The 13793-nt window shown below is 73.8% G+C and carries 8 protein-coding genes; 3 read left to right on the top strand and 5 right to left on the bottom strand.

The window, feature by feature from the left end:
- The first annotated feature begins 14 nt into the window (after positions 1 to 14).
- Positions 15 to 830 carry a 2-oxo acid dehydrogenase subunit E2 gene (locus BUE44_RS39535; RefSeq protein ID WP_073498102.1) on the top strand — a complete coding sequence of 272 codons (816 nt, stop codon included), beginning with the start codon at positions 15 to 17 and terminating at the stop codon, positions 828 to 830.
- Between the two features lie 33 nt (positions 831 to 863).
- Positions 864 to 2906: an FAD/NAD(P)-binding protein gene (locus BUE44_RS14395; RefSeq protein WP_107415725.1), complete on the top strand. Its 2043-nt coding sequence runs from the start codon at positions 864 to 866 to the stop codon at positions 2904 to 2906.
- A gap of 72 nt (positions 2907 to 2978) precedes the next feature.
- Here BUE44_RS14395 and BUE44_RS14390 read toward each other — a convergent pair whose 3' ends face one another.
- The 5 genes from BUE44_RS14390 to BUE44_RS14370 all read right to left on the bottom strand — a co-directional run bounded on the left by BUE44_RS14390 (position 2979) and on the right by BUE44_RS14370 (position 8420).
- Positions 2979 to 3698 (bottom strand): SDR family NAD(P)-dependent oxidoreductase, encoded by a 720-nt coding sequence (locus tag BUE44_RS14390; RefSeq protein ID WP_073498100.1) that lies wholly within the window; start codon positions 3696 to 3698, stop codon positions 2979 to 2981.
- Positions 3699 to 3727: 29 nt separating this feature from the next.
- Entirely contained in the window at positions 3728 to 4936 is a 1209-nt protein-coding gene (locus BUE44_RS14385; RefSeq protein WP_235002154.1) for a cytochrome P450, read from the bottom strand.
- 48 nt (positions 4937 to 4984) lie between these two features.
- On the bottom strand, positions 4985 to 5293 hold the full coding sequence (locus BUE44_RS39530) for a ferredoxin (protein ID WP_073498098.1): 309 nt from the start codon (positions 5291 to 5293) through the stop codon (positions 4985 to 4987).
- Positions 5290 to 6462 (bottom strand): cytochrome P450, encoded by a 1173-nt coding sequence (locus BUE44_RS14375; protein WP_073498462.1) that lies wholly within the window; start codon positions 6460 to 6462, stop codon positions 5290 to 5292. The genes BUE44_RS39530 and BUE44_RS14375 overlap by 4 nt, the downstream gene beginning before the upstream one ends.
- A gap of 440 nt (positions 6463 to 6902) precedes the next feature.
- Positions 6903 to 8420 (bottom strand): MFS transporter, encoded by a 1518-nt coding sequence (locus tag BUE44_RS14370; protein WP_073498096.1) that lies wholly within the window; start codon positions 8418 to 8420, stop codon positions 6903 to 6905.
- Between the two features lie 301 nt (positions 8421 to 8721).
- Here BUE44_RS14370 and BUE44_RS14365 point away from each other — a divergent pair.
- The coding region (locus BUE44_RS14365) for a type I polyketide synthase (protein WP_073498093.1) at positions 8722 to 13793 on the top strand (5072 nt) is incomplete at its 3' end.

Below are 13793 nucleotides of genomic sequence, written 5' to 3'. Positions count from 1 at the left end.
TGCGAGGTGCGGCGGTGAAGATCGGTCCCGAGGTCCGCCAGCGCCGCCACACCCAGTACTTCACCGGCACCATCCGCGCCTTCTCGCCGGTCTTCCTCGACACCGACGTCGACATGGGGCGGGTGCTGCGGCACCGGGCCGCCCATCCGGGCTACTCGGTGGTCAGCTACGTCGCCGAGGCGACCGGGCACGCGCTGGCCGCGCACCCGGAGGCCAACGCGGCGCTGCGCGGCCGGCTGTGGCCGCGGCTGGCCCGCTACGACGGCGTGCACGCCAAGATCACCCTCGACAAGACGCTCGACGGCCACCGGGTGGTGCTGGCGACGGTGGTGCCCGACGTGGACACCGCGGGCCTGCCCGCCATCCAGGAGCGGATCTCGCACTTCAGGGACGGCGACCCGCAGACCATGCCGGAGTTCGGCGCGGTCCGCGTGCTGCACAAGCTGCCGCGGTTCGTGGGGCTGCCGCTGTTCCGGCTGACCACCCGCTCGCTGCGGCGCCGCCCGCAGACGCTGGGCACGGTGGCGATCACCTCCCTCGGGCACCGCCCGGTCAACGGCTTCCACTCCGTCGGCGGCACCACCGTCACCCTGGGCGTCGGCCAGATCGCCGACCGGCCGGTGGTACGGGACGGCGCGCTGGCCGTCGCCCCCGTGATGCGGCTGAGCCTCGCCTTCGACCACCGGGTGATCGACGGCGCCGAGGCGGCCGACCTGCTCACCGCGATCAAGGACGGCCTCGAAGGCTACCCGCCGGACGACGACCGCCAGGTCGCACCGGCCGCGGACGTACTCGCCGACATCCCGTCGGGCTCCACCCGCACCAACTGACCGGCGCTCCACGGAAAGGCGGACCGCGCTGAAATGGCGGACAAGGCAAGCACGGCGGACATGGCAGGCGCCGCGACGGCGGTGCGGACCGCGGAGGCGGCAGTCACCACAGGCAGCCCGACGCCGACCGGCGCCGACGGCCCGGCGCCCTTCACGGTGGTGGTCGTCGGGGCGGGTCCCGCGGGCACCTCGCTGCTGGAGCGGATCTGCGCCAACATCCCTGAACTGGTTCCCGACCGCCCGGTGCGGGTCCACCTGGTGGACCCGCACCCGCACGGCGGCGGGCGGGTGTGGCGGCAGGAGCAGTCGGCCCTGATGTGGGCCAACACCCCGATGGCCGCGATCACCGTCTTCCCCGACGAGAACATGGCCTGCGAGGGCCCCAAGCCGCCGGGTCCCGCGATCCTGGACTGGGCCCGCACGGCCGCCCCCGAGGACCTGGCCGACCCGGTGGTGGCCGACGAGGTGGCCAGGGCGCACCCGCGCTTCTACCCTTCGCGCCGCACCCTGGCGGCCTATCTGTCCAGCGTCGTACGGCGGTTGGTGGCCGGTGCGCCCTCCAACGTCGAGGTGGTCACCCACGCCGACACCGCCGTCGAGCTGGTCGACGACGCGCACCGCACCACCGTACGGCTGGAATCCGGGGCCGAACTGGTCGCCGACGCGGTGCTGCTGGCGCAGGGCCACCACGACGTGGAGCCGGCGCCGCCGGCCCTCGAACTGGCCCGTTTCGCCGCGGAGCACGGCCTGACGTACCTGTCGGCGCAATATGCCGCCGACGCCGACCTGGACGTGCTGCGGCCGGGCGAGCCGGTGATCGTCCGGGGCCTGGCGCTGTCGTTCGTCGACTACGTGGTGCTGCTCACCGAGGCCCGCGGCGGCTCCTGGACGCGGGACGCCGACGGCACCTTGCAGTACGTGCCGTCGGGGCGGGAGCCGGTGCTCTACGCCGGGTCGCGGCGCGGGGTGCCCTACCGCAGCAAGCTGGGCTACAACCAGCTGCTCGGGGAGAAGCCCACGCCGCACTTCCTGACCGCGCAGGTCGCCAAGGAGCTGATCGCCCGGCCCGAGCCGGTGGACTTCGGCCTCGACATCCGCCCGTTGATCCACGCGGAGATGGAACTGGCCCACTACCAGGAGCTGTTCACCGGCCACCCGGACCGGGTGACCCGCCCCTGGCAGGAGGTCGCGGAGGTCTTCGAGCTGCTGGGCAGCGGCCTGCCCGCCGACCGGGCCCGTGTCGACGCGGTGGTCGCGGACTGCGTGCCCGACCCCGCGGACCGCTTCGACCTGCCGGCGCTGCAATACCCGCTGGAGGGCGTACGGGTCGACAGTCCCGACCGGCTGCACGAGCTGATCCTCGACCACGTCACCGCCGACCTGGCGCGGCGCGGCGACCAGCGCTACAGCCAGGACCTCGCGGCGATCCAGGCCCTGATGAACAGCATGGGCCCGATCTTCCAACTGCTCAGCTCCAACCGGCTCTCCGCGCGCTCGCGCACCAAGGAACTCGACCCGTGGTTCCACGACTTCTTCGGCTACATCGGCAGCGGCCCGCCCGGCCCGCGCGCCGAACAGCTGCTCGCCCTGGGCAGGGCGGGCGTGGTGCGCTTCCTCGGCGGCGGCCTGGAGATCGTGCCGGACGCCGCCCGCGGGGTCTTCGTGGCGCGCGGGGTCAACGCGCCCGTCGAGGTGGCGGCGACCGCACTGCTCGAAGCGCGGCTGCCGACCGCCAGCGTCGTACGCAACCGCGACGCCCTCGTCCGCCGGCTGTACGAGCGCGGGGCGTGTACCGAGGAGCAGTTGCGGGACGCTCCGGGGCAGCCGGCCTTCAGCTCGGGCAAGCTCGCGGTGCACGCCACCGACCAGCGGGTGCTGGCCGCCGATGGCTCCGCGCACCCGCGGCTCTTCGCGGTCGGCGCGTGGACGGCGGGCTTCGGCCCGGCCGGCTTCCCCCGGCTCAACCCGATCGGTTTCATGCGCTGCGACGCGATGGTGCGCTCGATGCTGCGGCTGGGCGCGGCGGTGCCGTCGCTGGGGTCGGCGGCGCCCGACACGCCCCCGCAGGCGGGCTGACAGCGACGACGGGCGGCCGCACCCCACTGGCCTGTGGGGTGCGGCCGCCCGTCGTCGTGCCGAGGCCGGCCGTCAGTACGTGCCGATGGTGTCCTCGTAGCGGTCCCGCTTGACGTACATGTCCCAGAAGGTCTCGGCCAGGTCCTTCGGCCAGACCCGCTCGGGCTCGAAGCCCACGGCCTGCGCGCTGGTGGGGCGCCCGTCGAACTGGCGCTGGGCCTCGCTGAGTTCGATGAGCGCTCCGATGGTCAGACCGCCGGCGTAGATGCCCTTGGGTGCCAGCGACTCGTTGAGCGTCTTGAGGTAGTTGCGCAGGCCGGCGAAGGCGATGCCGACGTTGCTCATCATCGGCAGCGGGTTGGTGCCGGCCGCACCCAGGCCGAACAGCAGGGCGCCGTCGCCGCGTTCGAGCATCTGCGGCAGCACCAGGTTCACCAGGCGGATCGGGGCCAGCAGCCGCACGTCGAGCTGCGGCTGGAGTCCCGCGAGGTCCAGGTCGAGCGTGGCGACCGGCCGTTCGGTGATACCGGCGGGGCTGTACTCCGTCACGTCGATCCGGCCGAACCGCTCGTTGATCGCCGCCACGGTGCCGGCGAGCGCGCTGTGGTCGGCCAGGTCCTGGGTGAAGGTGTCCGCCTCGATGCCCTCGCTCTCCAACTCAGCGCGCAGGGCGTCGAGTTTGGACTGCGTACGGGCGACGAGCGCGACCCGGAAGCCCTCCTGACCGAAGCGCCGGGCGACGCCCAGGCCCAGGCCGGTACCGGCTCCGAATACGGCAATGGTCTTGGACATGTGCTGTGTGTCCCTCTCTGCAGCGGTTTTCACCAGGTGACGGGCAGTTCGTGCAGGCCGTACATGATCGTGTCGTTCTTGAACGGCAGCTCCGCGAGCGGAGCGGCCAGCCGCAGGTCCGGCAGGCGGGCCAGCAGCGCGGTGAAGACCACGTCCAGTTCCAGACGGGCCAGGTTCTGGCCCAGGCACTGGTGGATGCCGTAGCCGAAGGCCACGTGGGAGGGCGACTCGCGGGAGAGGTCGAACTCCTCGGGGCGCTCGAAGGCGCGGGCGTCGCGGTTGGCGGCGGCGTTCGACAGCAGGACGCCCTCGCCCGCCGCGATGGTGGTGTCGCCCAGCTCGATGTCGGCCAGCGCCACCCGGCCGGTCGAGTGGTCGGAGATGCTGAAGTAGCGCAGCATCTCCTCGACCGCCTTGGGCACCAGCGACGGGTCCTTGACGAGCGTGTCCCGCAAATCCGGGTGCTCGATCAGGTAGGCGGTGCCCAGCGCGATCATGTTGGCGGTCGTCTCGTGGCCGGCCACCAGGATGAGCAGCGCCATCCCGGTCAGGTGCTCGGCGTCCTCCACACCGGCCTCGCGGTACCGCACCGCGAGCCGGCTGAGCAGGTCCTCGCGCGGCTCCGCCTGCCGGCGCAGGACCAAGCCGTGCAGGTAGGCGCGCAGCTCCACCAGCGAGTTGAGCCGGTCCGGTCCGCTGGTGTTGCGGTCGGTCATCAGCCGGGCCCGGGACTGGAAGACCTCCCGGTCCCCGTACGGCACGCCCAGCAGCTCGCAGATGGTCAACGACGGTACCGGCAGGGCGAGTTCCTGCACCAGGTCGACCGTTCGCGGGCCGGCCAGGATCCGGTCCAGGCACTCCTGGACGGTCCGGGTCACCGCGGGGCGCAGCGTCTCGACCTTGCGGACGGTGAACTCGCTGATCACCATCCGGCGGTAGGTGGTGTGCTCCGGCGGGTCCATCCACGGCAGGAAGCCCCTGCGGTCGATGGCCTGCTGGCCGCTGAGCAGCGCGGGGAAGCCGGGGTGCACCCGGTCGGCGCTGAGGTTGGCGTCGGTGAACAGCCGGCGTACGTCCTCGTAGCGCGTGGCCAGCCACGCCTCCCGCCCGGTGGGCAGCAGGACACGGGCCAGCGGCTCTTCCTCGCGCAGCCGCGCGTACTGCTCGGGCAGTGCGAACGGGCAGGTGCGCGGCATCGGGTAGGCCGGCGGTCCGGCGGCGTCGGCGGTTTCGGTCACGTGAGGGCCTCCAGACGGGGCGGGTCCTCCGGCAGGGCCGGAGTCGGGCTAGGCCGGGGACGGGCCGGTGGGCTGCCGGTCGGCTGCGGGATCTGCTCCGGTTCCGGTTTCTGCTGCTGCTCCGGTTTCTGCTCCTGCTCCTGCTCCTGCTTCGAGCTGGACGGCCCGGGCGGGGCAGCGGGTGGCCGCGTCGCGCACGGACGGGGTCAGCTCCTCCGGCAGCGGGTCCACCAGGACGTAGGACAGGCCGTCCTCGTCGCTCTGGTCGAAGACGTCGGGGGCGGCGAGCACGCACTGGCCCGCTCCCACGCAGACGTCGCGGTCGACGACGGCACGCCGCACGGCGGGGGCGCTCACCAGGTCACCGGCAGTTCGTGGATGCCGTACATAATGGCGTCGTCCTTGAACGGCAGGTCCTCCACCGGCACCGCGAGCCGCAGCCCGGGCAGCCGTCGCAGCAGGGTGCTGAAGACGACGTCCAGCTCCAGCCTGGCCAGGTTCTGCCCCAGGCACTGGTGGATGCCGTAGCCGAAGGCCATGTGCTGGCGGGCGTCCCGGTGGATGTCCAGGGTCTCGGGGTCGGGGAAGACGGCGGCGTCGCGGTTGGCGGCCGCGTTGGACAGCAGCACGCCCTGCCCCTTGCGTATCGTCACCCCGCCGATCTCGACGTCCTCCAGCGACACCCGGCTGGTGACGTTGTCGGCGACGCTGAAGTAGCGCAGCAGTTCCTCGACCGCCTTGGGCGCCAGCGACGGGTCGGCGCGCAGTTCCGCGGCCTGGTCGGGGTGCGCCAGCAGGGCCACCGTGCCCAGCGCGATGGTGCTCGCGGTGCTCTCGTAGCCGCCGATGAGGATCAGCAGCGCCAGGCCGGTGAGGTGGTCGTGGTCGTCCGCGCCGACCGCGCGGTGCCGGGCCACCAGCCGGCTGAGGGTGTCGTCACCGGGCTCGCGGCCCTTGCGGTGCAGCAGGTCGCCGAGATACGTGCGCAGGTCGCGCAGTGCCGCGGCGCGCTCCTCGGGCGGGTGCACCTTGCTGACCATGACCTCCGCGCGGTCCTGGATGTGGTCCAGGTCCTCGTAGGGGACGCCGAGCACGTCGCAGATGGTCTGCGACGGGACCGGCAGGGCCAGCGCCCGCACCAGGTCGACCGGGCGCGGCCCGGCCTCCATGCGGTCGATGCAGCCGTCCACCACCGCCTGGACCCGCGGCCGCATGGCCCGGATCCGGCGCACGGTGAACTCGTTGATCAGCATCCGCCGGTAGCGGGTGTGCTCGGGCGGGTCCATCCACGGTAGGAAGCCCCTCGCCTGCTCGTCGAAGGACTTCCGGCGCGGCGCGAGTATGGGGAAGGTCGGGTGGGTGCCGTCCGCGCTGAGCCGCGGGTCGAGGAAGAGCGTGCGGACGTGCTCGTGGCTGGTCACCAGCCAGGCGTCCCGGCCGCTGGCGAGGTCCACCGGGGTGATCGGCGCTTCCTCCCGCAGCTCGGCGTACTGCTCGTTGAGGTCGAACGGACAGCGGCGGGGCATCGGAAAGCTGGGAAGTTCAGCCGTGTCCTCGGTCGGTGCGGCCGAGTCGGCGGTGTCGGTCACGAGTGCCTCCAAGCTGAAGCCGATCGCAAATGGCTCCCAGGATCGGCCGCACCTCTAAAGCGGCGCTTTACGCACGCTTTTCGCGGCCGAAGCCGCGGCGCGAGGTACGCGACCCGAGGCTCGGGCCCGCGGTAGGGCTCGTGGCTGGGGCGGCGGCGCCACCGCCGGAGGTCGGGACCGGCGGCTGGGCCCGGGCGCCAACGCCCGACGCCGGAGCGCGCGCCCGTACGCCCTCCCGCAGGACCGCAGGCGTGCGGCCCGGCACGCGCACGGAGCCGCGTGCGCACGGGATTGCCCGCGCGCACGCGCGTACGCAGACCGGCGCGGCCCCGCGTCGACCGGGACCGCGCCGGGGTCTTGCTCCCGGGGTGAGCCGCTTACTCCGCCTTGGGCGCGGCAGCCTGGGCGGGCGCGGCCGCTGCGGCGGCCGGCGCCTTCTTCGAGGCGAAGACGAAGACCGACACGACCAGGGCGAGGGCCACGAAGACCACGCCGACCGTGAAGGCGGACTGCAGGCCGTGGGTGAAGGCGTACTTCGCCTGCTCCTTGGCCGCGGCGCCGGCCGGCCTGCCCGCCGCGTTCTTCGAGGCAGTGCCGAACACGGTGACGAGGATGGCCAGGCCCAGGCCGCCGCCGAGCTGCATCAGGGTCTGCAGCACGCCGGAGGCCGAGCCGGAGTCCTCGCGGGCCACGCCGGTGAGGATCGTGACGTTCAGCGGCATGAAGCTCAGGCCCATACCGACGCCGAAGATGAGCAGCGGGCCGAACACCGAGCCGAGGTAGCTGCTGTCGGTGGAGATCTGCGTCAGCCACACCATCGTGACGGTCATCAGCGTGGCACCGGCGATCATCAGCGGCTTGGCGCCGAACTTCGGCAGCAGCTTCGGCACCCGCGAGACGGTGAGGAACATCGCCACGGTCATCGGCAGGAAGGCCAGGCCCGCGTTCGCCGGGCTCAGCCCCAGCGCGTCCTGGACGAACTGGCTGAGGAAGAAGAACAGCGCCAGCATCGTCGCGGTGAGCAGCAGGATGTTCAGGTAGCCGCCGGAGCGGTTGCGGCTGCGGAACAGCCGCAGCGGCACGATCGGCTGCTGGATTTTGGTCTCGATGACGACGAACGCGGCGAGCAGCAACGCCGCGGCGACGAAGCACAGCACCGTCAGGGTGTCGCCCCAGCCGTCGGTGGGCACCCGGATGAAGGCGTAGACCAGCGCGACCATGCCGGCGGTGACGGTGATCGTGCCGCCGTAGTCGATACGGGCCTGGTGGCGCTCGGGCTCGCGGATGAAGCGGGGGGCGCCGAGCACGACGGCGAGGCCGAGCGGCACGTTGACGAACATCACCGCGCGCCAGCTGACCCAGTCGGTCAGCACGCCGCCGAGGATGAGGCCGACCGAGGCGCCCGCGCCGGCGGTGGCGGAGTAGACGGCGAGCGCGCGGTTGCGCGCCGCGCCCTCCTCGAAGTTGGTGGCGATCAGCGCCAGCGTGTTCGGCGAGGCCATCGCCGCACCGATTCCCTGCCCGATACGGGCGGCCACCAGCAGCCCCGGGCTGTTGGCGAAGCCGCCGACCAGGGAGGCGATGGTGAACAGCGCGGTGCCGGCGACCAGCATCCGCCGCCGGCCGAGGATGTCGCCGAGCCGGCCGCCGAGCAGCAGCAGCCCGCCGAACGCGAGGGTGTAGGAGTTGACCACCCAGGACAGGCCGATCGGGGAGAACCCCAGCGCGCCCTGGATCTTGGGCAGCGCGATGTTCACCACCGTCGCGTCCAGGCCCACCATCAGATAGGCGGTCGCGATGAGCGCGAGGGTGATCCCGGGGTGGCCGCTGGGTCCGTTGTCGGCCGGGGGCGGCTCGGCCACCGCCGTCCGCGAGGAGTTGGTCTGGTCGCTCATGGCTCTCCTTCGGCTCCGGCGGATCACCGGGGAGGCACGCCGGGAAGCAGTCGAGATGGGGGCGTCAATCGGCCTACGGACGTGTCCCGTTGACTCCTCACCGATTATACGGGGACAGCCCCCGTTTTCTCAACACGTGGCATTCCCGCGCGGCGGACCGCCCGGGGCGGCGCGGGGGGCGCCTGCGCTTAAGAGTGCGGAAAGCCCCGCCTAAGGGACCGCCCGAACCCTGTGAGATCGACGGTGGTCCCGCCACCGCCGGCCCCATCGCGGGCGCGCTGGAGAAGGGCGACGACACCTGATGTCACTTGGCCACACCGCAGCACACGCGACCCCCGATGACGCCGGCGACACCCAGGCCGCCGACGCAGCTGACGCGATCGCCGTGATCGGCCTGGCCTGCCGGCTGCCCGGCGCCCCCGGCCCCGAGGATTTCTGGCGCCTGCTGCGCGACGGGCGCAGCGCCGTGGCCACCGCACCGGCCGAGCGCGGCTTCACCACGGCGCTGATCGCGGAGACCGGCCCGGACGCGGCCGCCCGCTTCGGGGCGTTCCTCGACGACGTCAGCGGTTTCGACGCGGAGTTCTTCGGCATGTCGCCGCGCGAGGCCGCCGCGGCCGACCCGCAGCAGCGGCTGGTGCTTGAGCTGGCCTGGGAGGCCATGGAGGACGCCGCGGTCCGCCCCGCGGAGCTGCGCGGCAGCCGTACCGGCGTCTTCGTGGGCACCATGGCCGACGACTATGCCGCCCTCACCCGGGCCGCGGCCCCGCGGTCGCTGGGCCGCTACACCCTGACCGGGCTCAACCGCGGCATCATCGCCAACCGCGTCTCCTACACCTTCGACCTGCACGGGCCGAGCCTCACGGTGGACACCGCCCAGTCGTCCTCGCTGGTGGCGGTCCACCTGGCCTGCGAGAGCCTGCGCCGCGGCGAGTCCGACCTGGCACTGGCGGCCGGGGTGAGCCTTGCCCTGGCACCCGAGAGCGCGCTGGGCACCGCGCGCTTCGGCGCGCTGTCCCCCGACGGCCGCTGCTTCACCCTCGACGCCCGCGCCAACGGCTACGTACGCGGCGAGGGAGGCGGCATGGTCCTGCTCAAGCCGCTCGCGCGGGCGCTGGCCGACGGCGACCGGGTGGTGTGCGTGATCCGCGGCAGCGCCACCAACAACGACGGCACCACGAACGGGCTCACCGTCCCCGGCGGGCCCACCCAGACCGACGTCATCCGCCGTGCCTGGTTCGCCGCCCGGCTCGACCCGGCGACCGCCGGCTACGTGGAGCTGCACGGCACCGCCACCCGCGTCGGCGACCCGATCGAGGCGGGCGCCCTCGGCGCGGCCCTGGGCGCCCTCCGCCCGCCCGGCCACCCGCTGCCGGTCGGCTCCGCGAAGACCAACGTCGGCCATCTGGAGGGCGCCGCCGGCATCGTCGGCCTCCTCAAGACCATCCTCGCCCTGCACCACCGCATCCTCCCGCCCACCCTCAACCACACCACCCCTAACCCCCGCATCCCGCTGGCGGCCCTCGGCCTCACCGTCCCGACCGCCGCCGGCCCCTGGCCCGCCACCGACGGCCCGCTCGCGGCCGGCGTCAGCTCCTTCGGCGTGGGCGGCACGAACTGCCACGTGGTGCTGACGGAGGCGCCGGGCGCCTCCGCGCAAGCACTCGGCGCTCCCACTGATGACCGGGCGCTCGACCAGTCACTCGACCAGTCACGCGGCCAGGACGCGCCGGACGGCGGCGCGGAGGACGGGTGGACGGCGTGGGCCGTGTCAGGGCGGAACGCGGCCGCGCTGCGTGACCAGGCACAGCGGCTGCACGACCGGTTCGCGGATCTTCCCGGCTCCGCCGGGACGGCGCACCCCACCGACCGTGCGATCGCCGTCGCGCTGCACCGTACGCGTACGCCCTTCCCCCATCGGGCGGTCGTCGTCGGGCAGGGGCGGGAGGCACTGCTCGACGGGCTGGCCGCGATCGCCGCCGGGGAGCGGGCGGCGCAGGTGGTCGACGGGGTGGCAGGTCCGGCCGGCGAGGTGGCGTACGTCTTCAGCGGGCAGGGGAGCCAGCGGGTCGGCATGGGGGCGGGGCTCTACGCGGCCCACCCGGCCTACGCCCGCTCGCTGGACGCCACGCTCGCCGAGCTGTCGCCGTTGCTGCCGCGGCCGATCGGCGACCTGCTGCTCGGTTCCCCCGAGAGCGTCGAGGCGGCCGAGGCGGCTCTCCTGGACAGCACCGACCTGACCCAGCCCGCCCTCTTCGCGGTCGAGGTCGCGACCTACCGGCTGCTGGAGTCGTGGGGGGTGCGGCCGGGGCTGCTGCTGGGGCACTCCGTCGGCGAACTGGCGGCCGCGCACGTCGCCGGGGTGCTGTCGCTCGCCGACGCGTGCACGCTGGTCGCGGCGCGCGGCCGGCTGATGCGGGCGCTGCCGGCCGGCGGTGCGATGGCCTCCGTCGAGGCGTCCCCCGACGAGGTCGCCGAGCTCCTCGCCGAGCGGGCGGACTTGGCCGCCGCGGTGGACCTCGCCGCCGTCAACGGACCGCGGGCGGTCGTCATCGCCGGGGACACCGACCAGGTGTTGGAGCTGGCCGGCGATTTCGAGGCCAGGGGCCGCCGCACCCGGCGGCTACGGGTCAGCCACGCCTTCCACTCCCCGCGCATGGAGCCGATGCTCGACGAATTCCGCCGGATCGCCGCGTCACTGTCGTACGCACCCGCCCGCATCCCGATCGTCTCCACCGTGACCGGCGCCCTGGCTGCTCCGGAGGAGACCGCGTCCGCGGACTACTGGGTGGCGCACGCCCGGCGGACCGTCCGGTTCCTGGACGGCGTGCGGGCCGCCGAGGCGGCGGGCGCGTCGGCCTTCGTCGGCATCGGGCCGGACGCGGCGCTGCCCGGGCTGGCGCGCGACAGCCTGACCGGGCAGCCCCGACCGGTCGCCGAGACCGTGTCCACGCCGACGCTGCGGCGCGGCCAGGACGAGACGGAGACGGTGCTGACCGCGCTCGCCCGCCTGCACACGCACGGCGTCGGCCTCGACTGGCCGGCGGCCCTGGGCGGGGAGCCGGCGGCCGCCGCGTCGTACGTGGCCCTGCCGACGTATGCCTTCCAGCGGCGCCGGCACTGGCTGGCGGAGATCACGCGGCAAGGTCCTGCCGAGGGGACGGCGGCCGCAGGCCCGGTGGCAGCGGCCGCTCCCGAGGCGGCGGACGGTCCCGTGGCGGCGGACGGTCCCGTGGCGGTGGCAGTCGAGCCGGAGCCCGCCGCGGCATCGGCATCGGCACAGGCCGGGGACCGTTCCGGCCTGGATGCGCTGCTCGACGTGGTCAGGGCCAACGCGGCCGTCGTCCTCGGTCACGCCTCGGGTGCGGAGGTACGCGCCGACCGCAGCTTCAACGATCTCGGCCTGGACTCGCAGGGCGCGGTGGAACTGCGCGACCGCCTCGCTGCCGAGACGGGCCTCGCCCTGCCCTCGACCCTCACCTACGACTACGCCAACCCGACCGTCCTCGCGGCCCACCTGCACACCGAGTTGCACGGCGGCGCGGGCGGCCGACCCGACGACGACGTACCCGGCACCCGTACAGGCACCGTTGCCGACGAGCCGATCGCCATCGTCGGCATGGCCTGCCGCTACCCCGGCGGCGCCGACACCCCGGACGCGCTCTGGCAGTTGGTGGCCGACGGCCGCGACGCGATCGGCGCCATGCCGACCAACCGCGGCTGGAATCTGGCGGAGTTGTACGACCCGGACCCGGACCGGCCCGGCACCACCTACGTCAAGTCCGGCGGGTTCCTGCACGACGCGGGCGAGTTCGACCCGGCGTTCTTCGGCATCAGCCCGCGCGAGGCAGCGGCCATGGACCCGCAGCAACGGCTGCTGCTGACCAGCGCCTGGGAGACCCTGGAGCACGCCCGCCTCGACCCGACGACGCTGCACGGCACCCACACCGGCGTGTTCGTCGGCGCCACCGCGCAGGAGTACGGCCCGCGGCTGTACGAGTCCGCGGCCGGCCACGACGGCCACATCTTCACCGGCACGACCACGTCGGTCGCGTCCGGCCGGATCGCGTACACCCTCGGCCTTGAGGGCCCGGCCCTCACCGTGGACACCGCGTGCTCGTCCTCCCTGGTCGCCGTCCACCTCGCGGTGCAGGCGCTGCGCCGCGGCGAGTGCACGCTCGCGCTGGCCGGGGGCGCCACCGTCATGGCGGGGCCCGGCATGTTCATCGAGTTCAGCAGGCAGCACGGGCTCGCCGCGGACGCGCGCTGCAAGGCGTTCGCCGACGGAGCCGACGGCACCGCGTGGGCCGAGGGCGTCGGCATGCTCCTGCTGGAGCGGCTGTCGGACGCCGAGCGCAACGGGCACCGCGTGCTCGCCGTCGTCCGCGGCAGCGCGGTCAACCAGGACGGTGCGAGCAACGGCCTCGCCGCCCCCAGCGGCCCGGCCCAACAGCGGGTGATCCGTGCGGCGTTGGCCGACGCTCGGCTCGGCCCGCAGGACGTCGACGCCGTCGAGGCGCACGGCACGGGCACCGCGCTGGGCGACCCCATCGAGGCGCAGGCCGTCCTCGGCACGTACGGCCGCGAGCGGCCCGCCGACCGCCCGCTGCGCCTTGGCTCCCTGAAGTCCAACATCGGCCACACCCAGGCCGCCGCGGGCGTCGGCGGCGTCATCAAGATGGTCCAGGCCATGCGCCACGGCGTCCTCCCCCGCACGCTGCACGTCGACGCCCCCTCCCACCACGTCGACTGGTCCTCCGGCACGGTCGCCCTGCTCACCGACCCCCTGCCGTGGTCCACCGACTCCCCCGCCCGCCCCCGCCGAGCCGCGGTCTCGTCCTTCGGCATCAGTGGCACCAACGCGCACCTCATCCTCGAACAGGCCCCCGAGCCGGTGGAGACGGCGGAGTCCGAGGGCGGTACGGACGCGGGCGACACGGCAGCGGCCGCCGCAGTTCCGGTGCTGCTGTCCGCGCGGAGCGGGGCGGCTCTCAGGGAGCAGGCCCGGCGGCTGCGCGAGCATGTGGCGGCCCGGCCGGCGGCGGCACTGGCGGAGATCGCGCTGGCTTCGGCCACGACGCGCACGCACTTCGAGCACCGTGCGGCGGTCATCGCCTCCACCCGCGGGGAGTTGACGACCGCGCTGGACCGCTTCGCCAGCGACGACCCCGCCTCCGACGTCTACGAGGCCGTGGCGCCGACGGACGCCCCCAAGACGGTGCTGGTCTTTCCCGGCCAGGGCTCGCAGTGGCCGGGCATGGCCGTGGAGCTGCTGCGTACGAACCCGGTCTTCGCCGAGCACATCGAGGCCTGCCACCACGCCCTGGCACCCTTCACCGACTGGCACCTCATCGACACCCTCAACCAGACACC

The sequence above is a fragment of the Actinacidiphila paucisporea genome (assembly GCF_900142575.1).
Taxonomy (GTDB): Bacteria; Actinomycetota; Actinomycetes; order Streptomycetales; family Streptomycetaceae; genus Actinacidiphila; species Actinacidiphila paucisporea.
This window is presented reverse-complemented; position numbering and strand designations above follow the sequence as displayed.